At 68.6% G+C, this 23494-nt stretch carries 19 protein-coding genes, 1 tRNA gene, 1 pseudogene and 1 riboswitch; of the genes and pseudogenes, 9 read left to right on the top strand and 12 right to left on the bottom strand.

Going from position 1 to position 23494, the window contains the following annotated elements; genetic code table 11:
* The first annotated feature begins 105 nt into the window (after positions 1-105).
* On the top strand, positions 106-1518 hold the full coding sequence (proP, locus tag ACLJQM_RS14780; protein WP_360773984.1) for a glycine betaine/L-proline transporter ProP: 1413 nt from the start codon (positions 106-108) through the stop codon (positions 1516-1518).
* Here proP and ACLJQM_RS14775 read toward each other — a convergent pair.
* The 3 genes from ACLJQM_RS14775 to ACLJQM_RS14765 are packed head-to-tail and all read right to left on the bottom strand — an operon-like array spanning position 1515 to position 3644.
* The gene (locus tag ACLJQM_RS14775; RefSeq protein ID WP_410631686.1) at positions 1515-1976 is read right to left on the bottom strand and encodes a transposase; all 462 of its coding nucleotides are present in this window, start codon (positions 1974-1976) and stop codon (positions 1515-1517) included. The genes proP and ACLJQM_RS14775 overlap by 4 nt on opposite strands.
* 40 nt (positions 1977-2016) lie before the next feature.
* The gene (locus ACLJQM_RS14770; protein WP_410631685.1) at positions 2017-2424 is read right to left on the bottom strand and encodes a transposase; all 408 of its coding nucleotides are present in this window, start codon (positions 2422-2424) and stop codon (positions 2017-2019) included.
* A 35-nt stretch (positions 2425-2459) separates the two neighbouring features.
* Positions 2460-3644, bottom strand: coding sequence for an Ig-like domain-containing protein (locus ACLJQM_RS14765; RefSeq protein WP_360773981.1), 1185 nt, complete (start codon positions 3642-3644; stop codon positions 2460-2462).
* Between the two features lie 166 nt (positions 3645-3810).
* On the opposite strand from ACLJQM_RS14765, the gene ACLJQM_RS14760 reads away from it, so the two are divergent.
* Positions 3811-3883 (top strand) — tRNA-Lys (locus tag ACLJQM_RS14760).
* A gap of 248 nt (positions 3884-4131) precedes the next feature.
* Here the strand turns inward: ACLJQM_RS14760 and ACLJQM_RS14755 are convergent.
* The 5 genes and pseudogenes from ACLJQM_RS14755 to ACLJQM_RS14735 all read right to left on the bottom strand — a co-directional run.
* Positions 4132-4632 (bottom strand): annotated as a pseudogene (locus ACLJQM_RS14755) (site-specific integrase); the annotation flags it as partial.
* A gap of 1140 nt (positions 4633-5772) precedes the next feature.
* On the bottom strand, positions 5773-6567 hold the full coding sequence (locus ACLJQM_RS14750; RefSeq protein ID WP_410631684.1) for a DNA-methyltransferase: 795 nt from the start codon (positions 6565-6567) through the stop codon (positions 5773-5775).
* Positions 6564-7130 carry a hypothetical protein gene (locus ACLJQM_RS14745; RefSeq protein ID WP_410631683.1) on the bottom strand — a complete coding sequence of 189 codons (567 nt, stop codon included), beginning with the start codon at positions 7128-7130 and terminating at the stop codon, positions 6564-6566. The genes ACLJQM_RS14750 and ACLJQM_RS14745 overlap by 4 nt, the downstream gene beginning before the upstream one ends.
* Positions 7131-7194: 64 nt before the next feature.
* Positions 7195-7414: riboswitch (cobalamin riboswitch) on the top strand.
* A gap of 668 nt (positions 7415-8082) precedes the next feature.
* Positions 8083-8421: an ANTAR domain-containing protein gene (locus tag ACLJQM_RS14740; protein ID WP_410631682.1), complete on the bottom strand. Its 339-nt coding sequence runs from the start codon at positions 8419-8421 to the stop codon at positions 8083-8085.
* A gap of 745 nt (positions 8422-9166) precedes the next feature.
* Positions 9167-9520 (bottom strand): anti-sigma factor antagonist, encoded by a 354-nt coding sequence (locus ACLJQM_RS14735; protein ID WP_410631681.1) that lies wholly within the window; start codon positions 9518-9520, stop codon positions 9167-9169.
* 170 nt (positions 9521-9690) lie between these two features.
* On the opposite strand from ACLJQM_RS14735, the gene ACLJQM_RS14730 reads away from it, so the two are divergent.
* Positions 9691-9972 (top strand): hypothetical protein, encoded by a 282-nt coding sequence (locus ACLJQM_RS14730; RefSeq protein ID WP_410631680.1) that lies wholly within the window; start codon positions 9691-9693, stop codon positions 9970-9972.
* Between the two features lie 470 nt (positions 9973-10442).
* Here the strand turns inward: ACLJQM_RS14730 and ACLJQM_RS14725 are convergent, their stop codons facing one another.
* Positions 10443-11156, bottom strand: a complete 714-nt coding sequence (locus ACLJQM_RS14725; RefSeq protein ID WP_410631679.1) for a GntR family transcriptional regulator — start codon at positions 11154-11156, stop codon at positions 10443-10445.
* A 160-nt stretch (positions 11157-11316) separates the two neighbouring features.
* Here ACLJQM_RS14725 and ACLJQM_RS14720 point away from each other — a divergent pair, with 160 nt between their 5' ends.
* Entirely contained in the window at positions 11317-11844 is a 528-nt protein-coding gene (locus ACLJQM_RS14720) for a nuclear transport factor 2 family protein (RefSeq protein WP_410631678.1), read from the top strand.
* A gap of 50 nt (positions 11845-11894) precedes the next feature.
* Positions 11895-13157 (top strand): hypothetical protein, encoded by a 1263-nt coding sequence (locus ACLJQM_RS14715; protein WP_410631677.1) that lies wholly within the window; start codon positions 11895-11897, stop codon positions 13155-13157.
* Here the strand turns inward: ACLJQM_RS14715 and ACLJQM_RS14710 are convergent, their stop codons facing one another.
* Positions 13158-13316 (bottom strand): hypothetical protein, encoded by a 159-nt coding sequence (locus tag ACLJQM_RS14710; protein WP_410631676.1) that lies wholly within the window; start codon positions 13314-13316, stop codon positions 13158-13160.
* A gap of 595 nt (positions 13317-13911) precedes the next feature.
* Positions 13912-14520 (bottom strand): TetR family transcriptional regulator, encoded by a 609-nt coding sequence (locus tag ACLJQM_RS14705; RefSeq protein ID WP_410631675.1) that lies wholly within the window; start codon positions 14518-14520, stop codon positions 13912-13914.
* A gap of 201 nt (positions 14521-14721) precedes the next feature.
* On the opposite strand from ACLJQM_RS14705, the gene ACLJQM_RS14700 reads away from it, so the two are divergent.
* Positions 14722-15438, top strand: a complete 717-nt coding sequence (locus tag ACLJQM_RS14700; RefSeq protein WP_410631674.1) for a hypothetical protein — start codon at positions 14722-14724, stop codon at positions 15436-15438.
* Between the two features lie 289 nt (positions 15439-15727).
* Positions 15728-16423 (top strand): TetR/AcrR family transcriptional regulator, encoded by a 696-nt coding sequence (locus ACLJQM_RS14695; protein WP_410631673.1) that lies wholly within the window; start codon positions 15728-15730, stop codon positions 16421-16423.
* Positions 16424-16460: 37 nt separating this feature from the next.
* Here the strand turns inward: ACLJQM_RS14695 and ACLJQM_RS14690 are convergent, their stop codons facing one another.
* Entirely contained in the window at positions 16461-19274 is a 2814-nt protein-coding gene (locus ACLJQM_RS14690) for a glycoside hydrolase family 2 TIM barrel-domain containing protein (protein ID WP_410631672.1), read from the bottom strand.
* A gap of 573 nt (positions 19275-19847) precedes the next feature.
* On the opposite strand from ACLJQM_RS14690, the gene ACLJQM_RS14685 reads away from it, so the two are divergent.
* Entirely contained in the window at positions 19848-22226 is a 2379-nt protein-coding gene (locus tag ACLJQM_RS14685) for an RICIN domain-containing protein (RefSeq protein ID WP_410631671.1), read from the top strand.
* 34 nt (positions 22227-22260) lie between these two features.
* Entirely contained in the window at positions 22261-23361 is a 1101-nt protein-coding gene (locus tag ACLJQM_RS14680) for a ricin-type beta-trefoil lectin domain protein (protein WP_410631670.1), read from the top strand.
* The last annotated feature ends 133 nt before the right edge of the window (positions 23362-23494 follow it).

The following is a 23494-nucleotide window of genomic DNA, read 5'->3' as shown; positions in this document are numbered from 1 at the left end:
TCTAGGCGGGGCAGGTGGCACACCCGGCGTTAGCCCGAACGTGGTAACCCTCACGACCAGGTGGCTCGGCATGCGCGTCCCGGCAACCCGGTGCACCGTGTTCTGGTGGAACGTTCACGGCCGAAGCTGCGCACCCGGAAAAAACTGCGGTACGAGGACATCACCGTCGTCGACCGATCCCTGCTCAAGCGGGCGGTGGGAGCCGCCGCGCTGGGCAACGCCATGGAGTGGTTCGACTTCGGCGTCTACGCCTACATCGCCGACACCATCGCCGAGGTGTTCTTCCCGCCCACGGTGTCGCCCGGCGTCCGGCTGATCGGCACCTTCGGCGCGTTCACCGCCGCCTTCCTCATGCGCCCCCTCGGCGGCCTCGTCTTCGGACCGCTCGGCGACCGCATCGGACGGCAGAAGGTCCTCGCCGTCACCATGATCATGATGGCGATCGGCACGCTCTGCATCGGCCTGATCCCCTCGTACGCCAGCATCGGCGTCTGGTCACCGATCCTGCTCGTCGTCGCCCGCATGGTGCAGGGCTTCTCCACCGGCGGCGAATACGGCGGCGCGACCACGTTCATCGCCGAGTACTCCCCCGACAAACGCCGCGGCTTCATGGGCTCCTGGCTCGAGTTCGGCACGCTGTCCGGGTACGTGCTCGGCGCGTCCGTCGTCACCGGCATGAAGGCGTGGGTCCCCCACGAGACGCTGCTCGACTGGGGCTGGCGGGTCCCGTTCCTCGTCGCCGGCCCGCTCGGCATCATCGGCCTCTACATGCGGCTCAAGCTCGAGGAGACCCCGGCGTTCCAGAAGCACGCCGAGGAAGCCGAGAAGCGCGGCCGCTCCGGCGAGCCGTTCTGGAAGATGTTCACCGACTACTGGCCCGCGCTGCTGATCTGCGTCGGCCTGGTGCTCGTGTTCAACGTCACCGACTACATGCTGCTGTCGTACATGCCGACGTACCTGTCCGAGCAGCTGCACCTCGACGCCACCCACGGGCTGCTGCTGATCATCGTCGTCATGGTCGTGATGATGCTCATCATCATGGTCGGCGGCCGGATCACCGACCACGTCGGGCGCAAGCCCGTGATGATGGCGGGCTGCCTCGGCTACCTCGTGCTGTCGTGGCCGCTCATGCTGCTGGTGCACGACGGCGGCCTCGTCCTCACGTTCCTCGGGCTGATGGGCCTCGGCCTGCTGCTGCTCTGCTTCGAAGTGTCGATGCCTTCGGCGCTGCCCGCGTTGTTCCCGACCGCCATCCGGTACGGCGCGCTGTCCATCGCGTTCAACATCTCGGTGTCGCTCTTCGGCGGCACGACGCCGCTGGTGATGCAGTCGCTGATCTCCGCGACCGGCTACGACTACTGGCCGGCGTGGTACCTGATGGCGGCGGGCGCGATCGGCGCCGTCGCGGTGTACTTCAGCCGCGAGACGGCGAACAAGCCGCTCTGGGGTTCGGGGCCCGCGGTGGCGAGCGAGGCCGAGGCGCGGGAGCTGCTCCGCACCTCGGCCAAGGACGGCTAGGTCGTGTCTGACAATGCTTTGGTCCAGGTGATCACGGCGTGCAGGACGACCGCTGATCGATAAACGATGGCCAACTTGTCATAGCGAGTAGCCAGCCCTCGCCATTGTTTGAGCAGGTTGAACCGGCGTTCGACGACGTTGCGGCCGCGGTAGTCAACCGCGTCAAAGGCGGGTGGGCGCCCGCCGCGGGAACCGCGGCGTTTACGGTGGCCAGCCTGATCGGCAGGCTCGGGGATCACCGCGGTGATGCCGCGGTCGCGCAGATGCCGGCGGATTGCTCTCGATGAATAGGCCTTGTCGCCTCGGACGCGGTTGGGTCGGGTCCGTGCTCGACCGCGTCCGGCTCGGCGGATCTGCAGGTGCCGCATGAGATGCGGGAACATCGGTGCGTCCCCGGCCTGGCCGGGTCCGACCAGCGTGACCAGCGGGCGGCCGTTGCCGTCGACGAGATGGTGCACTTTGCTGCTCCAGCCGCCGCGGGAGCGGCCGATCGCATGGTCAGGCGGCTCGGTCAGCAGATCGATGTAGTTCGACCCAGCCCCCTGTGGGGCGGGTGATGTTGGTGGCGTGCTGATGCGCCCGCGCGATCGTGGAATCCACCGACACCGACCAATCCACCAAGCCCGCTGCATCCGCTTCAGCGAGCAAGCGCTGCAGGACGGTGTCCCAGGTGCCGTCACCGGCCATCCGGCGATGCCAGGTCCAGATCGTCTGCCACGGACCGAACACCGCCGGAACATCCCGCCAGGCAATCCCGCACCGATAGCGGTAGATGATCCCTTCGACCATCGCTCGCGCGTCGGAGAACGGGCGGCCCCGCTTGCCGGTGCGGACCGGCAGCAGGTCCTCGATCAAGGTCCATTGATCGTCGGAAAGCAACTGAAACCGCGACACGACCGCCAGCATTCCAGCGACCCGCCGAAACTTTTGTCAGACACGCCCTAGTTGCCGGCGGTGCGCCACTCGTCCCAGGACAGCTGCCAGACGCTCCAGCCGTCGGTCGGCTCCAGCTTCGGGCCGCCGCTGTTCTGCACGGTGACGACGTCGCCCTTCTTGGACGTGTCCATCAGCCACTTCGTGTTCTCGGTGGACAGGTTCAGGCAGCCGTGGCTGACGTTGCTGTGCCCCTGCTGCCGCACCGACCACGGTGCGGAGTGGTAGAAGATGCCGCTGTAGGACAGGCGCACCGCGTACTGGACGAAGGTGCTGTAGCCGCCGGGCGAATCCTCCGGCACGCCGTAGGTGGCGGAGTTCATCGTGTAGCCGGTGTGCTCGCTCATGACGGTGTAGGTCCCGGCCGGCGTGTTGTGCCCGGGCTTGCCCATGGACGTCGGCATGGTCTTGACGACCTGGTCGTTGATCGTGACCGTCATCTGGTGCGTCCCGCCGTCGGCGACGGCGACGAGCTTATCCCCGACCGCGCCGCTCACGCTCTTGTCTTCCCGGCCGTAACTGCCGTTGCCGAGCGGCTTGCCGTAGACGGCGGCGTCGACCTTGATCTTGGTGCCGCTCTTCCAGTACTCCTTCGGCCGCCAGGTGACCTGCTTGTCGCCGGACCAGCGGAACGCGCCCTCGGTGGCCGGCTCCGCGGTGATCTTGAGCGCCTTCTCGGCCGCGGCCTTGTCGGCGACGTTGCCGGTGAAGGTGAAGATCAGCGGCATCCCGACCCCGACGGTCTCCCCCTCGACGAGGTTCACCGAGACTCCGAGCTGCCGCGCGGGCCTGGCGGTGCTGAAGCTCGACTCCGTGGTGACGGGCTTGCCATCGCCACCGGTCGCGGAGGCGGTCAGCTTGTAGGACTTGCTGTAACCGAGCGGCTCGGCGGAGTCCCACCCGGAGCCGTCGGCGCGCACCTTCCCGGCGACGACCTTCCCATCGGCCCCGGTCAGCTTCACGTCGCCGACCTTCCCGTCGGCAACGGTGACGCTCACCGGCTCCCCGGGCGCGACGTCCTTCGCATCCTTCGCAGGCACGACCGTCAGCACGGCGGGCTTCGGCGCCGGCTTGGGCGCGCTCGAGGACGTCTCCTTCGCCGGCGGTTCACTCGAAGGGCTACTGCTGCACCCACCCAAGGTGAGGCCGATCACCCCCGCGGCCACCAGCAGCCGCGCCTTCACACCCCGCATGCCCACCCGCCTGTTTCGCCGTCGATGTCCGACTACAGTGTGCCCGACCAGCCGCGACACCGGGGCGGCAACGCCCGAACCCGGTTGAGGGGACCCCCCTGAAACGGGCCCTGAACGGGGTGCTAATCTTTTCCACGTCGCCGAGGGAAGCCTCCGGCAGACACCGGCGCCATTAGCTCAATTGGCAGAGCAGCTGGCTCTTAACCAGCGGGTTCGGGGTTCGAGTCCCTGATGGCGCACACCCCACCACCCCAGGTCTGTTTCTTTCAGCCTGGGGTTTTGTGGTGTTTGGAAGCTTTTCGTCCGCTTGCGCACTGTCCACTGTGGTCCTCTGCGAGCCCGAGGGAAGCCCGAGAGCGCAGGCGGAGTGCACGGCCTTGCGTGGGATCGCTGCGGCCAGCTTCTTCGCCGCGTCGGCAGCCACTTCCTCGGCGACGTTGGTGTAGAGATCCATCGTCACCTTGATCGACGAGTGCCGGAGCATGTGCTGGATCACCTTCATGTCCACCCCCGCACTCAACGCGAGAGTGGCAGCACCGTGACGAAGACCATGAAGAGTGACCGGGGGCAAGTCCGCCAGCTTGATCAGCCGGGCGAACTCGTCGGCGACGTCCGCCGGGTGCAGCGGACTGCCGCCCGGCTCGGTGAAGCACAGATCACTCTCTACCCAGTCCTCACCCAGCCGCTCCTTGGCCTCGTCTTGACGAGCCTGGTGTGCGAGCATCACCAACACCGTGTCCGGGTCGAGGGCGACGATCCCCTCCGACGACGGGGTTTTGGGCTTGCTCTGCCCGGTCTCCCACCCGTACTGCACGATCTGGTTGGCCACTTCGATGCGGGCAGCGTCCAAGTAAGTGTCGGAGCGCCGTTGCCCGCACGCTTCCCCGCGCCGCAGACCGGTGTAGGCGATCAGGTGGTAGAGGGCATAGAGCGGGTGGTGGACGATGAAGTCCAGGAACTGCCCCGTCTGCTCGGCCGTCCACACCATCACCGGGTAGGGAACCTCACCGGTCCGGCGCCACTTCGCGACCCGTTCCGGCGTCCACAGCTTGGGTTTCGGCCGCACCGCTGAGGGCAACTCGACCAGCTTCGCCACGTTGTGCGTCAGCAACCCCTGGTCCACCGCCGGGCGCAGGATCGCCCGCAGGGTCTCCTTGATCCGGTGCAGCGACGCCGGTCCGACCGGACGCTGCCACTTCACCGCCGCGACCTTCCGAGGGTCGCCGCTGGCGCGGTACTCCGCGATCTGCTCGTTGCGCTCCACGATCGCCTCGAACATCGCATCCAGATGCCCCACGCGAAGCCGGTCACGCCGGACCTGCGCCAGATGGGGCCGCAGGTACAGCCGGACATGAGACTCGTAGGACCGATACATGTTCCGGCTCACCGTGCGCTTCTTGCGCGCCAGGAACGCGTCGAACACCGAGCCCATCAGCGGCTGCTCCAGCACCGCCGATCCGGCCCGGACGAGACGACGCACGGTCTCGGTCTCGGGCAGCGGCTGTTTCTTCGAGATCAACCCCGCGAGCAAGTCTCCGATCTTTCGAGACGTCTCGGCGTCGTCGTCTTCCGCGATCCCGAGCAGGTCTCGCACCCGCTGTAGTCCCTTCTCGGCTTCGGCCGCACTCTCGTAACCGCCGCGACGTCGTGGCCGGCGGTTGTCCTGGGCGTCCTTCGGCAACTCGATCCGGAAGTACCACTGCCCGTGCCGCTTGTTCGTCAGCCTCGGACACGCGTCGCCGAGCGACTTCTTGTTCTCGTCTCGGCAGGAACACCGCCGGTACACCGAGCCATCGGCTGCCAAAGCCACTCTCCCTTCGTTCGTCAAGCACCCACCAAGGGCTTTCTCGAAGCTTGATGCTCGCGCTGCCACCACCACTCGGGGAAGCCCGAGCCCGGGAAAGATCACCGGATCAGGTGGCTAGCCCCAGCAGCCGCAACAATCCGGAGGTCGGCACCCGGTAGGACGCACCTGCCCGGAAGACAGGGCAAGGAAAAGAGCCACCACGAGCAAGGGCATACGCCGTGGTCCGACGGATCCCCAGGGCTTTCGCTGCCGTCATGAGGTCCACCACCGCCGGCAGGCTTGCCACTTCCGCCAAGGTCATCGCTTGCCCCAGCTCCACTGTCATGAGCTCAGCCCCAGCCGATGCAGCGCTGTCTCGTGGCAATCCGGATTCAGATCGATCCCGATGAACCGGCAACGGTGTTCTCGCGCGGCTATCCCGGTGGTCCCGCTTCCCGAGAACGGATCGAGGACCGTTCCGCCTGGCAGGCAGCCCTGCCGCACACAGCGCCGCGCGATTTCCAACGTCCCCTTCGCCGGATGCCCCACTCGACCGCGGTCGGAGGAGACGCTCCAGACCTCGGTCTCGCAGGTCTCGCGAGGGTGCCGAGACAGGACGAAGATGTTCTCGTAACAGTGCGCGAACCGGTCCCGCACGCTCTCGGGTCGCGCGTTCGGCTTGTGCCAGATGATCTCGCGCTCCACTAGCCAGCCACGCTCCAGGAGCCCGAGCACAACCCGCCACGGAACGCCGACGAGATCTTTGGCACGGTATGACGCTTGTGGTGGCCGGTGGGTGCCGTACGGAGTTCGCGACCGCGCCGCCGCGGAGCGAGCCGTCGATCCGGTGGCGACGTAGTGCCCCCACGAACCGCCGTAACTGTCCCCGAGGTTCAGGAAAACCGACCCCCGAGGCGCCAGCACCCGAGCAAGCTGGTCGAAGACCGCTCCGAGGTGCTCGACGTACTGCTCGACCAGTGGCTCGGCACCGAGCTGGCCAGAGACCCGGTAGTCACGCAATCCCCAGTACGGCGGCGAAGTCACGACACAATCCACGGATCGCAGTGGGAGCCGGCCGATCTCGCGTACGGCGTCACCAGAGCAGAGCAAGACCTGACCGTCGTCGTACTCAGTCATCGGACTACCGCCGTCTTCTGTGAACCAGTGGTGAAGAGGTCGGTCAACCGACCGCCGCGGGAGCAGGCGGCCACCGCGAACCGATCGGCGATGCAGCCGGTGTCGGGCAGGACGACGTCGCCGGGATTCGTGCCGTATTGAGCGCGCACAGCGTCGATGTCGAAGGAGTACCGAATCCGCGGCACGAAGATGAATCCGATTCCGGTGCTCGGCCCTCCCGGCCTGACCGGCCCGATCACGGCGTTCCGCAGGATCCAACGTTCCTTTTGCAGAGAGAAGGCGATCCGCCAGGCCAGCTCCGGAGGTATCCCGCTGCGGTTCTCCGGCTGACTGTCGCACACGAGCAACGACATACCGGACGGACGCAACACGCGGCGCAGTGCGTTCCACAGCGTCCGGATACCGGCGATGACCTCCCCGGCCGGAGCCCGTCCAGGCTCCGGAGTGCCGACGGCGTAGTCGAGGCTGTGGTCTGTGAGCCCCGACAGTCGTCCCAAAGCGTCCGACAACGAAAGCGCGAAAGAATTCGGCAGCACAGCAGCCTCCGCATCAGTGGATGACACGAGTCAAGGAAGATCGGGAAGCGTTCGATGCCGAGGCCAGCCAAGCGAGCGAAGTGGCCGCGTCAGGCTCATGAGTGCCGCTGGTTCGCAGGAGTGCAAAGGACTCGCGCGAGGCAACAGGGAACCCGGTGTGAATCCTGGATTGCCCCGAAGCGGTAAGTGGGAACGAAAGCCGTCACCGCGCGAGTGGTCCAGCACTGGACGCCAGTCCGGGAAGCGACGGCTGGTAGACACCAGTTCGGCGCCCACGAGTCCGAAAACCCGCCCGTGGCACGCGCCGACGGCGTGCGGGAGTCCGGGCCTCGCGGGAGGGGCACGACCGAACACCGCTCTTTCGCGTGCTCGGACTCGACAGGACGAGCTCGCGAGGAGAGAGCTGTGACCGACACCAGTTCGACGGCGTGCCGCGACCCCGGACCGGGCGGCGTGCGGGGCAACTCGCCCGGCGTGCCGCGATCACGGCGTCGCGGACTGGAGTTTGAACGCCGTGGTGTCAGGGGTGAGCGGACACCACCCGGTGCGCGGTGTCCGCAGGTACCTCGAACCGGTCCTCGGCACAGCTACTCAGAAAGCGGCAAGGCTCGCTGGTCGGTAGGCAATCTCCGACCTCGGTCGAACGCGGAGCAAACGGCCGCCGCGAGTGCTCGCCGATCGTGTCGAGGTAGTCCTTGAGGTTCCCGACGCTCGGCTCGAAGAGATGGGGTTCAGCGAGGTCGCGCCCGCACGATGCCGGAACGTCGGCCAGGCTCACCAGTCGGCTGCGGGACGCGGCCGACGAGCGCCCGCGCCGACTGCAGTTCGGTCGCACCGTGCGGACGAGTCGGCTGGTGGTCTCCACCGCGACGTCGCACCGCGCACGCCCAGCCGAGGCCGGATGCGGCGGCGAAGCGCACGGCCCGGACGGCGCGCCGCTGAGCGGGCCAGTCCCAATACCGCCCAGCCGACCGCCCGCTCAATCGGTCTCGGGCTCACTTTCCCGGAGGCGGGTGTCGAAAGCCGACCCGAGCACGTACTGCCGCAGCTGGTCGAGGAGCACAGCGGACGTTTCCGCATCCACTGTGCTGGCTTCAGCGCGGCTGCCGGCAGCGACCACGACCGCGGCGACATCGTGCAATTTGACGTTGGTGCGCTGGGAGATGGTGCGCAGCGCGGCGAAGGCGGTCGCGGCGGTCCAGCCGCGCACCAGCATCAGCATCCCTTTGGCTTGCTCGATGACCGGCTGCGTATCCAGGGCGTCCCGCAGCTGGCCTATCTCGTCGGCCGGGTTGTCCGGCGGTCTCCACGACGTCATGCGCTCATTTCACCGCACCCTGCCACGCCAGGTACCGCGAGGTGACACCAACTGGGACCGCTCGCCCGTCGGCGACGGCCGAATGGCCTAGCGCTTCTGCATCGTTCCACAGGCCGCGCGCGCGGTTTTTATCAGCGAACCGATGGGTGTGCGATGCACAGGGTTGGCACGCTGATCGACGGGTAAAGGAGGCGGGGTGGCCGGACGGTTGAGCAACCAGCCCTCCGGCCACCCCCAGCTTCCAGACAGTTCCACATCGACTGGCCGTGTCCCTGTCGGGCAGGTGCGGTAACGCAGTACCGAACAGCGCCGCTGTCAGCAGCATGCGTGCTCGGCGAGGCGAGCGCCGGGCGCGACCCCGCCTCCCGTCAGCCGAGGCGACGCCCGGCCGTGGAGGCGGAGCGGAACTCCACGTTTACCAGCAAATCTTCCAGGTCGAGCGCCTGGTGCAGCCGGAGCAGGGTCTCCGCTACCAGGTGTTCCCGGAGCTCCGACAAGTCAGCGTCGTGGGCCGGCGTGATGACCAGGCCGGCTTCACCGTCCGCCTCACCGCCGGACAACCCCCGAGGACTGACTACCGGGGAGACCGCCTGAGCGTCATCGGCTCACCCCACGGCCGACCGCGGTCCGGGACGTCGATCCCCTGTTCCGGCCGTCTCGGCACCGGGGACGGGCACGATGACACATCGCCGTGGCCAAGTGGGTGGTCGGCAACCGAACGAGTCCACGGGGGCGAGCCGCTCGGTCAGGCCCCGGCGGGCGGTGGTTCCAGCGCAAAGGTGAAGTGCAGGCCCAGGCTTGTCAGCTTGCGACGAGCGGGCTCGGAGGCCACCACACGCAACGACGTTCCCTCTGCGGCGCACCGGCGGGCCAGGATGAGGAACGGGATCACCGCTTCCATGGTCAGGTAGGTCACCGCGGCCAGGTCCACAACGAGGGCGGTGGCCGGATCGGCCGCGAACGCCGGCGCGACGATCTCCTCCACGGCGTGCGCGTCGACGAGTTCCCCCGCGCCTCGCAGGACCAGCACGTCGGTGACCGCCGCAGCTGGGCGATCGTCGGCGGCGGGATCCTGGTGGGGATCGACGACGGTACTCATGCGCCTGTCCTATTCCGCCGAGCATCCTCGATCCATCTCCTGCTGAGAAGTACAGGGTCGCGAGCCGCGCGGCTGTCCTACCTGGGTATCTCGGAGGATTCGTCGTGTGTTACTGTCCGGATGGGTGGGATCCTGAGCGGTCGTCACGGTGACGTAGGTGAGGTCAGTGAGTGTCCACCTTTCCGCTAGCGGTCCTGCTGCCGATCTTCGTCGCGGCGGCCGTGACGATCTGGGTTGCCGGGATTTTGCTGTCCCATCAGACCGACGTACTGGCCACCCGGCTGCGTCCGGGCTCGGCGCCCGGCGGCCTGGTCCTGCTCGCCGTGGCGACGAATCTGCCGGAGATCGCGATCGTCGTCTCCGCTTCGGCGGCCGGCAACGTCGGAGTCGCGGTGGGAAACGGGCGGCCTCGCTCGTGCTGGTTCTCGAAGCGAGCCTGGTCGTGGCTGTAGTCGCCGTGGTCATCGCCGGCACCAGCTGCCCGCCTCCCTAATCGTGTGGCGGCTGGCACCGGCGCCGATCCCGATCACCGTCTTGCGGGTGGTCGAGTTGCTGCTGCTGCGGCGGGCCGGACGGTCACCGTCCCCGCGGACACCGGCGTCACCACGTCGAACAGCAGGCGACCCACAAGCGCACCGGTACGGCCAAGTCCGCTGTGGTGTTCGGGCTGGCCTCGGTGACCACACTGGTCGCCGGGGTGTTCCTCGAGCGCAGCCGTGACGCCATCGCGACCACATCGGCCTCTCCGGAGTGCCGTTCGGCACCACTGTCCTCGCCGCCGCCACGGGCACTGCCGGAGATCTCCACCGGCATCACCTCGGTCCGCAACGGGGACTACCAGCTCGCGGTGAGCGACATCGATCCTGCCGCACCGCCGCAGCCACCGACTTGTGAAATGTCACGACGGTCGCCATTCACCGTTTCATCGCGGCGGCAGGACGCTGACCTCGCTGCTCATCACCGACGGCCACCTGATGACGGCCCGGAGCACGTGCTGGTGGACGTCCTCGATGTAGCGCCTGGCGTGCTCGGCGGCCTTGTCCACATCACGCTCGTCGAGAACGCGGCGCACCCAGTGGCCGGCCGGGCCCGTCGCGGCGCTCGTGCGCCCCGACGTCAGCAGCAGAGCCCGGATACGGCTCATGTCGCCCATGAGCCGCCGGAAGAAGGTGATCAAATAGGTATTGCCGGTGGCCTCGGCCAGGATCGCGAAGGTCCTGTTGACCACGTCGATGTCGAGGAGAGCCGACGGTGATCCATTCTCCTCCCGAGCAAGCACGTCCAGTTCGTCGAATGCCTTCCGCGCCGCGTCGAGCTGCGCTTCGCTCGCCTGGCGCAGGCCGAGCCGGATGATCTCGGGTCCCACGATCCCCCAGACGACGAACAGGTCGTCGATGGACTTCGGCGTCAACGGCGTCACCTGATAGCCCTTGCGGGGCAGAGTCCGGATCAAACCTTCGTGATCCAGGCGAGTCAGCGCGTCACGCAGGGGCGCGGTGCTGAAACCCGTGTCGGCCGCCAACTGTTTTTCCGTGAGCCGCTGACCAGGTGCCAGACGGCAGGCGATGATGTCGCCCCTCAGCCTGCGGTAGGCCGTCTCGTTCAGCGAGACGCGAGAGTCGGAAACGTCCGTCACGGGGTCACCCCATCGAGTCGTTGCCTCGCGATGGAGGACCACTGGGCCGCCAGGCTACCGGTGAGCGAGTCGAGATTACGTCTTGACACATGCCACAGGCAAGCCTGAACATGACACAAGCGATCAGTAACATTTCACAGCGAGACGGAGAACCAGCAGCGTGGCTGACACCGAGGACAAGGCAGCGATCATCGAACTGCTCAACCTGTACGGATTCGCCCTGGACGCGCACGCCTGGGACCTGTTCGACCTCGTCTTCTCCGAGGACGTGACCGCGGAGTTCGGTCCGGCCGGCAACGCGTGGGCAGGCCTGGAGAACTTCAAGCGGTCTTTCGCGGAGTTCCACGAAACGCTCGACAGCCACCAGCACACGATGATGGGGCAGCTGGTCCACGTCGACGGCGATCGCGCCAACGCGTTCAGCTACGGGAACTGGCTGCTCATCCGGGAGGCGGCCGAGGACGGCCCCACGTGGACGGGAACCGGCTGGTACGACGACGAGCTCGTCCGCACCGAAGCCGGCTGGCGCATCCGGCGACGCGTCTGCCGGCTGATGTCCTGGACCGGCAACCCGTTCGTGCCCGAGCCCAACGCCGAGCACCGGCCCGACATGAAGCTCAACGTCCTGCGCGAACACGCCGAAGCCGGCCAGGTCGCCTACCTGAACGCCATCAAGGCGACCCGGTGACGGCGACCGTCCAGCGCCCCCGGAACGATCGACCCGACACGGAGACCACGATGCTCGTCACCGACGACAAGCCCACCACGCTCGCCTCCGTCCTGGACAAGGTGCACGAGCTCGGCCCGACGCTGCGCGCCGCCGCGCTGGAAGCGGAACACGCCGGCCGCCACTCCGACGCGACGATCGCCGCGCTGGACGCCACCGGCGCCTTCGACATCGCGAGCCCGGCGGAGTTCGGCGGCGCGGAACTCCCGGTCCGGGACCAGCTCGACGTCGTCACCGAGGTGTCGTCGTGGGACGGCTCGGCCGGGTGGACGGTGTGGGTGGCGGCCTCGACGAACTGGATCCCGGCCGGCTCGGGCGCCCAGGTCGTGGAGGAGGTCTACGGCCCCGCGTGGGTCGGCCCCCGCGTGGCCGGATCGAGCCACTTCCCGGCGACCCGCGGGCGCGCGAAGCGGGTCGAGGACGGCTGGATCATCTCCGGCGGGCCCTGGACGTTCGGCAGCGACGCGCTGTGGGCGCCGTATACGAACCTGGGCTGTATGGCCGACGACGGCGACGGCCGCTACCTCGTCGGGGTCCAGGTCCCCCGCGACGAGCTGCGGTTCCTCGACGACTGGCAGGTCGCCGGCATGCGCGCCACCGGCAGCGTCTCCCTCACCCTCGCCGCCGACGAGCTGATCGTCCCCGCCCACCGCGTCGCCGACTTCCGCGACGTCGTGGCCGGCACCTTGGACAACGGCCTGGCCGGCTCGCTGTGGAAGGCCCCCTCGCTCGGCTGGGCGTTCAGCCTCATGGCCGGCATGTCGATCGGAATCGCCCAAGGCGCGCTGGCCCGTTTCCTCGAGCGCTCCGCCGGCCGGCCGATCCGCGGCACGACGTACAAGAACCAGCTCGAGGCGCCGCTGACGCACCTCATGCTCACCGAGGTCCACAGCAAGATCCGGTCGGCGACGCTGATGGCGCAGGCGAACGCGGCCGAGACCGACCGTCTGGGCGAGCTCGCCGCCGCCGGTACGCCCGCATCGGCGGAGTACCTGCAGCACTTCAGCGCGCGGGTGCTCGCCGAGACCGCCTACGCCGCCAAGTGGTGCGCCGAAGCGATCGAGCTGCTCCAGCGCAACTCCGGCTCCACCGCGATCATGGACTTCGAACACATCCAGCGGGCCTGGCGCGACGCGCGCGTCGTCACCCTCCACGGCGCGCTGAACCTCGAAGCGCTCTCGGAGAACTACGGCCGCCTCATGGCCGGCATCCAGCCCCACGAGTTCGCCGGGATCACCACCCTCAACCGGTCCGCCGCGCGCAAGGCCGGCTGATCAGCCGTTGTCGCACGGCAGAGATTTCGCCGCGGTGCGCGCAGTCCAGGTGGATGCCCCGGCCGCCGAGCCGCGCTCGGGCTCGACGGTGCTGCCGCGCCGGACGCCCGGCACGACGCTGGTCGCGTCGCCGCTGAATCCGCTGGACGTGCAGATCACTTCCGAGCCGTTCCACTCAGTCCGTCACGAAGCTTCCTACGTTCCCGGCAGCGGGAGCGTGGGCGGCGTGCTCGCCGACGTGAACGTGCTGCTTCTCGCTCACGGCATCGACCCGGTGCCGGCCGCCGCAGTCGGCAACGCAGGCACCACGGCGTACCTGCCGCCGGCGGAGACCGCCGGCGTTCGGCGCGGCGAGACGGTACTGGTGCTCGGCGCCACCGACGCCGTGGGTCAGCTCGCGGTGCAGAGCGCCCGACGGGTGGGAGCGGGGCCGGTGATCGGCGTCGGCCGGGACCACGCAGCGCGGCAACGCGTGCTCGGCGCCGGACGCCGTCGTCGGTCTGCAGCCGACGACTGGTTCCGGCTGCGTGCCGAGGCGGGACCGGTGGACGTCGTCCTGGAGACGAGCAAGCCCGGCTCCTGCTGCCGCACAACGACTCCGGCCGTACGCACTGGAACCTCCTGCCCGCGTCCGAGGCCGGTATCCCGTGGGGAAATGACGAAGCTCGACGGCGCACTGAGGTCCCGCGGGCCCACACCGCTGGGCCGGCACGACGGGGGAAATCCGCGCGTGGCTGGATACCGGGTGAGACCGTCAGCCCGCGCCGACGAGCACCTGCTGGATCGCCGGGCCGACGGTCGCCACGATCTGTTCGGTGTCGGCGGCGACGAGCACGGGCACCCCGATGATCCGCCTGCTGGTGACGATGCCGACCAGCATCGCCGCCGCCAGGCCGGCGCGCAGCATCGCATCGCCACCGCCACCCGAGCCGTGCAGCAACCGCGACTGGATGAACTCGCGCAGCTGCACGCGCGCGTTCTCGTTGCCGACCGCGCCGCGCAGCATCGCCATCAGGGGCTCCGACTCCTCGGCGCCGCCCTCCCACGCCCTCAGATACGCGCGCACCACGCGTTCGCCGAGGTGCTCATCAGGCCCCTCGAACGCGGTGTCGAACCGCTCCAGCGCGGACGCCGGGACGGCCATGACGGCGGCGAACAGATCGTCCTTCGAGCGGAAGAACTGCATCACCTGGGAGGCGTCCACCCCGGCGTCGGCGGCGATCCGGCGGATCGTGGTCCCGGCGAAGCCGTCACGGGCGAACTGCGCTCTCGCCGCGTCGAGCACGGCCTGCCGGGTACTGCCGGGTCCGGGCTTGCGGCCGCGACGGACCCCCGTCGTCGGCGCCTCCTCCTGCGCGGTCATCCGGCGAGTGTAACGGCCATGGTACGTTTCTCCACAAGCGTTGAGTTCTTGCCCGGTCGGCCGTACGGTCGCCAAGAGCGAAAGGAACCGGCGTTGAGCGACGACCAGAGGGTGTTCGTGCCGTCCTCGCCCAGCCGTTCCGCTCGCCGGTCCTCCCTGTAGCTCCCCCGTCCAAACACCTTGACCGACGAAGGGACCACCATGAGCACCGATACCGCGACCACCAGCAGCACGACGGCGAAGTGGGTCCGCCTGGCCGGCGAAGCGGATGACACCGCCATCGAGCGGTTCGAGGTCCGCGCCGCGCAGCGTGCTCTCGCGCTGCTCAAGGCCAAGCTCGGCCGCGAGCGCCTCCTCGACCTCCTCGCCGACGAGATCGCGGCGGGTGAGGCCTACCTGCGCGACCAGGTCGAGCGCTCGGCCGGCGAAGAGACGACCGGCACCACCACACTGCACGCGCACGGCATCACCGCGGGCCAGTTCACGGACTGGCTCTCGCGGGCGTTCGGGCGCGAGGACGTCCTGCTCGCCGGCCACCCGGAGCACTACTCCATCCACGCCGGCGGCGGCCGCGTCAACATCGTCGAGACCCTCGGCGACCACGTCTGCTCGTTTTTCATGAGCGAGTGGGACGAGGCTGCGACCCCGGCAGCTCCGACAGCGGCGGCCGGCCGGCGCTCGCGCATGGTGCTCGAGGACGGCACCATCGTCGGCGGCATCACCAACTCGTTCAGCGCCATCGAGGGCGGTTTCACGGCAAGCCTCTCGGTGACGCTCCCCGCCTCGTGCGACCCGACGGTGGTCGAGCACCACCTGGAGCACTTCGCGGTGGAGTTCCACAACTGGATCCTCCGAGCCGCGTCGGAACTGGCGGCGAGCGGCGGCAGCTCGATGCGGGAAGCCAGCTCTGGGTCCTGAGCCTCCGCGAAGGAGTCTCACCGTGCAGTCGGGGTCACGGACGGGCAACCCGAACCGATCGAGGAACAGTTTCTGCACTCGTCGTACGCCGGCACCGGCGGTCTCGGCGAGATCGGTCACCGTGCACTGGGCACCGACGGCGATGCTCGGTCGCCGGCCGTGGTGTTCAAGCCGCCGGCGACCGCGACGACCTGCACCACCCAGTAGACCGCGAAGCTGCGCTGTACTTTTGCACGACGGCGGGCGCGAGAGAAACGTCGGCGACGGAACCGTCCGATATTCTGCGGCCGTGAGCACCACCGGGAGCGACGAGGACCTGCCGGCCGTGTTGACGCTGATGCCGAGCCGGCTCGACCTGCCCCGGGGCCGGGCCGCGTTGCCCGGGTCCGAAGTTGCCGCGTCACAGCAGGGCCGGATCCTGCAGGCGGTGACCGAAGAGGTGGCCGCACGCGGTTACGGGGCGACTTCCGTGCGCCACGTGATCGCCCGGGCCCGGGTGTCACGGTCCGCGTTCTACGCGTCGTTCACCGACAAGCAGGACGCCTTCGCCCGAGCCCACCTCCAGGCCAGCCGGCAACTCCTCGGCCTCATCCGCGACCGGGTCGCAGACGCGTCCGGCGCGCCGTGGCGAGAACGGCTTCGAGCCGGGATCCAGGCCTACCTCGACGGTTTCGAGAACGCGCCGGCGTACGCGGTCAGCTTCATGGTCGAACTGCGCGGCGCCGGTTCCCTCCTCCTCGACCAACGAGATCAGGTCCTGCAGCGGCACGCGCGCAACCTGGCCTGGCTCGCCGAACAGGCCGCCGCCGAAGACCCCGCGGCCCACCGCCCGCCGGACCTGGAGCTCATCGGCGCGATCGGCGCCGCCGACGAACTCGCGACCCGGGCCATCCGGGTCACTGCCACGGGTGCGCGTCCCGACCTCGGCTCCCTCCTCGCCCCGATCGCGGACATTCACGAGGCGGTGCTCATCCACCGACGCTGACTCGGCTCACCTCGACAACGGGCGAGCCGACACGCGCTCACGCGTCGAAGCGGAAGTACACCGTGCGGTGGTAGTCCCCAGTGGCGGCGTTCGGCCGGCTCTCCGGGCCCAGCGCCGCGACGCCGTGAAACTTGTTGCCGATCGGCGCGATGCCGTCCAAGAGCGAGATACCACCCGCCGGGTAGGTGACCACGGCGTTCTGCGGATCCGCTCCCACCGCCGGGGTGAACAACCGCAGGAACAAGCCCTCCTCCGCGGCCACCACCGTGACCGCGCCTTCGGTCGTGTCCAGCACCGCCCAGCAGGTCCGCGCGTGGTACCCCTTGAACTCCGGGTAGGCGAACCCGCTCGCCCCGGTCGCGGTGTTGTTGTACGGCTTGCTCCAGACATCGGGCCGCACACCGCGCAGCCGGTTCTTGTAAACGCGGTACGGCCCGTCGCCGAGCCACGTCAGGCCCCGGACGTTCGCCTCCGGGTAGTCGAAGTTCACGCCGAGGTGGTCGTGGTCGCCGGTGGCGCGGTAGCGGTACTCCAGCCGTAGCCAGCCGTTCGCGTCCAGGCGCCAGCGCACCGACGCCAGATCGCCGCTGTAGTCGCACTGCACGACCCAGCCGGTGCCGTCGCGGAAGTGGCTGAACGCGGTGAGCGTGGCCGCTCCACCGGCCGGGGCGGGGCCGTTGACCAGCGACACCGGCGTGCTGCCGCGGCGCACGCCGGTCAGCCGTCCGCCGGATTTGCCGACGGTGACCCGGGTGACACCGGCGACGAGCGTGACGTCAGTGGCGGTCTCGGTCGCGGTGACACTGCCGGTGGTCGCGGGCTTGACCAGGCGCGCCGCGAAGTCCGGCGCCTTGCGGACCCGCCACGTCCAGGCGGTGACGTCCCGGCCGGTCGGGTCGGTCACGCTCAGCCGCAGCGCGTCGGCGGTGGCCCATTCGGCGGGCAGGCCGAGCGTCACCGCGCCGGTGGCGCCCGGCGCGACGTCCGGCGCGGCCGCGTGGCCCTGGGACAGGACCTGGTGGCCGGTTCCCGCGCCGAGCGCGGGGAAAGCCAGTAGCTGCCAGGTGAACCGGCACGCACGCAGGTTCGTGAAGTCGTACCGGTTGACGAGCTTCACGGTCTTGTCGAACGACGCCGGGAAGACCGAGTCGTAGTAAGCCGGGCTGGCCAGCTGGACCGGCGCCCAGATGTCCTTGATCGTGAAGAAGCTGCCTTCCTTCTCCCGGTACGGACCCAAAATCCCGTCGGGCGCGCTGCTGCCGTTGGTGTCGAGGGCGCCACCGCGGTCGTCTCGCGCGACGCTTTCATCGACGAGCGCCCAGATGAACCCGCCCGCCGAGCGCTGGGTGCCGCCCATGACCTTCCAGTAGTCGTTCAGCCCCGCGCCGGCCCCGCCGTCGTAGAGCCCGTGCAGGAACTCCGTCGGCATGAAGACCGTGGTACCGGCGGCTTTGGCCGCGGTGCTGCTGTAGGTCTGGTAATGACTGGTGTCGACGCCGCTGAACGTCGTCCACGGGTGCAGCACCGCCCGCCGCTGCGGGTCGTACCGGCCGAAGTCGTCGTCCAGGGCGGTGTTCCAGCCGCCTTCGTTGCCGTTGTCCCAGAACAAGATCGACGGGTGGTTCACGTCGCGCTCGACCAGGGCCTTGACCAGCGGGGCGCCGACGCCTTCGTCGTAGTGGTGCTGCCAGCCGGTGAGCTCGTCCAGGACGTAGAGGCCGAGCTCGTCGCAGAGGTCGAGGAAGTACGCGTCCGGTGGGTAGTGCGACATCCGGACGGCGTTCATGTTCATATCCTTCATCAGCTCGATGTCCAGCCGGGCGAGCCGTGGACTCGACGCCCGCCCCAGCGTTGGCCAGAAGGTGTGCCGGTTCGCTCCTTTGAGGACGATCCGCTTCCCGTTGACGTAGACGCCGTCACCGGTCCGGACTTCGACCGTGCGGAACCCGAACCGCTCGACCATGCTGTGCAGCGGAGTCCCGGCGGCGCTCGCGAGCGTCAGCTCGACCTGGTGGAGGTTCGGCGTTTCGGCTGTCCACAAGGGAGACTGGGCCGCGGTGGCGGTCAGGGTCGCGGTGGTGGTACCGCTCGCCACGGCGACCGAAAACGCGCCGCCGACGGCCGTGCCGTCGAGCCGGCGCAGCTGGCCGGTCAGCCGGGCCGCCGCTGTCACACCCGCGAGCGCGACGTGCGCAGCGAAGGTCCCGTCGGCGCGTGCGTCGATCGCGACGCGGTCGATCCGGGCGGCGGGGTGCGCCTCCAGGAAGACCGGCCGGAAGATCCCGCCGAAGTTCCAGAAGTCGCCGCGGCGCTCGGCGTCGTTCACCGAGTTGTCCGCCGATTCCTTGCTGACGGTCACTTCCAGGAGGTTCGGCTCGCCGAGTCGCAGCAGGGCCGTGACGTCGTAGCGGAAGCGGTAGAAGCCGCCCTGGTGCACCGGCCCCGCCGAGACACCGTTGACCCGCACGTCGGCGTCGGTCATGGCGGCCTCGAACACCGCGAAGATCCGGCGGCCGGCCCAGGACGCCGGTGGCGTGAACGAGTGCCGGTAGTTTCCCTTCTCCGCCGGGACGAGATCGCCGCCGTAGTGGTAGCTGCCGAAGCCGTGGCACTCCCAGTTCGACGGCGTCGGGATGGTGGCCCATTCCCCCGCGCGCCGGCCGGCCGTGACCTGGAAGTCCCAGTCGACGGTGTGGTCGGCGTCGGCGCCGGTGAGGAGCAGGGTTTCGGTCACCGGGCCGGTGGGCGCGACAGCCGCCTCAGCCGCCGGAGAAGCCTCGAGCATGGACAGTCTCGCGGTGACGACACCCATCGTCCCGATGGTCAGAGCCGTGCGACGGTCGAATTCCACCGGGCCTCCAAAGGGGAAGATGCCGTCACGGTACATCTGATATATGAGACACCATACCGTCGATCTCGCGTCGAGAGCGGACAAGCCAGTGGACAAGCGAACCTCGACCGACCGTTCATGAGAACCAGTGTTGTATCTTGATTGACCCTCGGTCGCCACGTTAACGCAGAGTGGTCGACTTCTGACAACGGATCACCGAACAGCACGCCCACCGGCATTTGAAGGCCGCGGGGTAGCGGTATCGCGCGCCTTGGCATCCAGCACCGGACGATGGCCGACATCGCGAGCTGCTGACGCTCTGGCTGAGATATCGGCAACTATTCCTACGCAGTAGCGCTTCTGCGCGCGCACACGTCGAATGCACGGTCAGTCTCCGCGGCGTTCACGGACCCGGGTTGCCGAAACAGCAACCAGCTGACCCAAGTCTTGTCCAGTTGTGTGAAGTTGTCTCCTGCTGGGAGGGTTGACAGTGAAACAAACACAACCACACACTGCTTCCATCTTCCCGGCGGTGCATGGTCGCTCCTCTGGTCGAGCAGACCTCTGCCGTCCCTTACGGCGAAGGATGGCTCTGTGCGTCGCCTGGCACGACTTGCCCCCGTACTCGCGTTGCTCGCCGCGTCGCTCGCGATCGGCGCCGGTCCGGCCGAGGCCGCGACCACGTCCATCACGGTGGACGGCACCCAAGGTGGCCGGACGTTCGACGGGATCGGCGCGATCAGCGGCGGCGGCGGTAACTCGCGGCTGTTGAAGGATTATCCCGCCGCGCAGCAGTCGCAGATCCTGGACTACCTGTTCAAACCCGGCTACGGCGCGAACCTGCAGCTGCTGAAGCTGGAGATCGGCGGCGACGCCAACTCCACCGACGGATCCGAGCCCTCCGTCGAGCACGCCCGGGGCCAGGTCAATTGCAACGCCGGCTACGAGTTCTGGCTGGCGGAGCAAGCGAAAGCACGAAACCCCGGCATCGGGCTGTACGGCCTGGCCTGGGCCGCACCAGGCTGGATCACCGGTGGTTTCTGGTCCACCGACACGATCGACTACCTGATCACCTGGCTGGGCTGCGCCAAGCAACACGGTCTGACCATCAAGTACCTCGGTGGCTGGAACGAACGCGGCCACGACGTCAACTGGTACATCCAGCTGCGTTCGGCGTTGAACAACGCCGGCTACGGCAGCGTGCAGATCGTGGGCGACGACTCGGGCTGGGGCGTCGCGGACGACATGGCGAAGAACGCCGCGTTCAACAACGCGGTGTCGATCGTCGGGGTGCACTACTCCTGCAACGGCGGTGACGGCGGCGACGCGACCTCCTGCCAGAGCACCCAGACCGGCCGCAACCTCGGCAAGCCATTGTGGGACAGCGAAAACGGCTCCCAGGACATGAACACCGGCGCCCCCGCGCTGATCCGGGCGATCACCCGCGGCTACGTCGACGCGAAGATGACCAGCTTCTTCAACTGGCCGCTGATCGCCGCGATCACCCCGAACTTGCCCTACAGCACGGTCGGCCTGGCCACCGCCGGGTCACCGTGGTCGGGCAACTACACGATCGGCGCCAGCACCTGGGCCACGGCACAGGTCACCCAGTTCACCCAGCCCGGCTGGAAGTTCATCGACTCCGCCTCCGGCTACCTGGGCGGCTCGGAGTCCAACGGCACCTACGTCACCGTCAAATCCAGCACCGGCTCCGACTACTCCACGATCCTGGAAACCACGACGACCACCTCCGCGCAGACCGCGAACTTCCACGTCCAAGGCGGTTTGTCCACCGGCACCGTCCACGTCTGGGCGACCAACGTCAACGCCCCGAGCGCGGGCACGTCTTTCGTCCACACCCAGGACCTCACGCCCTCGGGCGGCTCGTACTCGCTGCCGATGCAGCCGGGCTACATCTACACGCTGACCACCACGACCGGCCAGGGCAAGGGCACCGCGACCGCGCCCGCCGCCCACTCCCTCGCCCTGCCCTACAGCGACAACTTCGACGCCGGCGCCAACGGCACCGAAGCGAAGTACCTGTCCGACCTGCAGGGCTCGTTCGAGGTCCAGCCCTGCACCGGCCGCTCCGGGCAGTGCGTCCAGCAGATGGCGCCGGTCAAGCCGATCGAGTGGCAGGACGACTCGGACTCCTACTCGCTGATCGGCGACACCCGCTGGTCGAACTACACGGTCAGCTCCGACGTCCTGTTGCGCGGCGCCGGCACCACCGAGCTGATCGGCCGCGCGAACACCCAGCTGCGTCCGCAGTCGCACATGAACGCCTATTACCTGAGGATCCGGGACACCGGGCAGTGGTGGATCGAGAAGATGTACACCGACGGTTCCAACCACACCCTGGCCACCGGCACCACGACCGCGCTGGGCACCGGCCGGTGGCACAACCTCGCCTTCACCTTCCAGGGTTCCACGATCAGCGCCAAGGTCGACGGCGGTCAGATCGGCTCGGTCACCGACACCTCCTTCCAGTCCGGGCAAGCCGGGCTGGGCATCCAGGGCTACCGCACCGACCAGTTCGACAACCTGTCCATCACCGCGGGTTCCGGTGGAACGGGCGGCACCGCGACCGGGCCGATCACCTCCGCCCTGAACACCGCGAAGTGCCTGGACGACTACACCGCCTCCACCACCACCGGCGCCGTCGTCGACATCTGGGACTGCAACGGCTCACCCGCCCAGCAGTGGACCGTCGGCAACAGCTCGGTCACCATCAACGGCCTGTGCCTGGACGTCGTGGGCAACGCCACCGCCAACGGCTCACCGGTGGACCTGTGGACCTGCAACGGCGGCGGCAACCAGCAGTGGACCGCCGGCAACGGGACCCTCGTCAACCCCGCCTCCGGCCGCTGCCTCGACATCCCCGCTTCGGCCACCGGCAACGGAACCGCGGTCGAGATCTGGGACTGCAACGGGGGCACCAACCAGAAGTGGAACTTGCCGTCCGCGTCGTGAACCCCACCCCGCCGCACCGACCGAGGGAGCGAACATGAGGTATCGAACGGCCGTCGTGGCGGCCGCGCTCAGCGCGGGTGTCGTCCTGCCGGCTGCGCTCGGCAGCGCCCAAGCCGCGGCTGCGCCCGCGTCGTTGCGGGTGATGCCGCTGGGCGACTCCATCACCTGGGGCGTCGGCAGCAGCACCGGCAACAGCTATCGCGGCGCCTTGGCCACCGAACTGTCCACCGAGGGCCACTCCTCGGACTTCGTCGGCACCCAGCGCAACGGCACCATGGCCGACCCGGACAACGAGGGCCACTCCGGCTGGCGCATCGACCAGATCGCCGGCATCGCCGGCTCCGTACTGGCCCAGTACCGGCCCAACGTCGTGACTTTGGAGATCGGCACCAACGACCTCAACCAGAACTACCAGGTCCCCACCGCCCCCGACAGATTGCACGCCCTGATCGACCAGATCACCGCCGCCGCACCCGACGCGACCGTGCTGGTCGGCACGGTCATTCTGTCCACCAGCGGCACCGAAGAGGCCAACCGGCCCGCGTTCAACCGGGCCATCCCCGGCATCGTCCAGACCGAGCAGGCCGCCGGCAAGCACGTCCGGCTGGTCGACATGAGCGCGCTGACCGCCGCCGACCTGGCCGACCAGCTCCACCCCAACGACAACGGCTACCAGAAGATGGCCAACGCCTTCAACGCCGGCATCCAGGACGCCGACGCCGCCGGCTGGATCAAGGCACCCGTGCCGGTCGGCGGCACCGGCCCTGTGCGCTCCGGCATCAGCGGCAAGTGCCTCGACGTCAACGGCGGCAACACCGCCAACGGCACGGCCGCCCAGATCTGGTCCTGCAACAACACCAGCGCGCAAGTTTGGACCACGTCCTCGGACGGCACACTGCGTGCGCTCGGCAAGTGCCTCGACGTGACCGGCGCGGCCACCGCGAACGGCAGCAAGGTCGCGGTCTGGGACTGCAACGGCGGCGGCAACCAGCAGTGGCAGCCGTACAACGCCGGCTACCGCAACCCGGTTTCCGGCCGCTGTCTCGACGATCCCGCCGCCGCCACCACCGACGGCACCCAGGTCGTGATCTGGGACTGCAACGGCGCCGCCAACCAGCAGTGGTCCGCGCCCTGATGCCTCCGCAGTCACCCGCGACGACGAGCAGCAGTAAAGGAACCCGCATGTCGATTTCGGACGCGCCGAGAAAATGGCTGGCTCGAGCGGCAGCCGCCCTGCTCAGTCTGGCGTTGCTGATCCCGATATCCGG

The sequence above is a fragment of the Amycolatopsis sp. cmx-4-83 genome (assembly GCF_046548815.1).
In the GTDB taxonomy this organism is placed as follows: Bacteria; Actinomycetota; Actinomycetes; order Mycobacteriales; family Pseudonocardiaceae; genus Amycolatopsis; species Amycolatopsis pretoriensis_A.
This window is presented reverse-complemented; position numbering and strand designations above follow the sequence as displayed.

What these genes read in the sequence shown, in the direction of transcription:
- ACLJQM_RS14770 (WP_410631685.1), bottom strand. Translation starts at nt 2,424, where the DNA reads ATGCTGGCGGTCGTGTCGCGGTTTCAGTTGCTTTCCGACGATCAATGG.
- ACLJQM_RS14715 (WP_410631677.1), top strand. Translation starts at nt 11,895, where the DNA reads ATGCTCGTCACCGACGACAAGCCCACCACGCTCGCCTCCGTCCTGGAC.
- ACLJQM_RS14700 (WP_410631674.1), top strand. Translation starts at nt 14,722, where the DNA reads ATGAGCACCGATACCGCGACCACCAGCAGCACGACGGCGAAGTGGGTC.
- ACLJQM_RS14735 (WP_410631681.1), bottom strand. Translation starts at nt 9,520, where the DNA reads ATGAGTACCGTCGTCGATCCCCACCAGGATCCCGCCGCCGACGATCGC.
- ACLJQM_RS14765 (WP_360773981.1), bottom strand. Translation starts at nt 3,644, where the DNA reads ATGCGGGGTGTGAAGGCGCGGCTGCTGGTGGCCGCGGGGGTGATCGGC.
- ACLJQM_RS14740 (WP_410631682.1), bottom strand. Translation starts at nt 8,421, where the DNA reads ATGACGTCGTGGAGACCGCCGGACAACCCGGCCGACGAGATAGGCCAG.
- ACLJQM_RS14680 (WP_410631670.1), top strand. Translation starts at nt 22,261, where the DNA reads ATGAGGTATCGAACGGCCGTCGTGGCGGCCGCGCTCAGCGCGGGTGTC.
- ACLJQM_RS14750 (WP_410631684.1), bottom strand. Translation starts at nt 6,567, where the DNA reads ATGACTGAGTACGACGACGGTCAGGTCTTGCTCTGCTCTGGTGACGCC.
- ACLJQM_RS14705 (WP_410631675.1), bottom strand. Translation starts at nt 14,520, where the DNA reads ATGACCGCGCAGGAGGAGGCGCCGACGACGGGGGTCCGTCGCGGCCGC.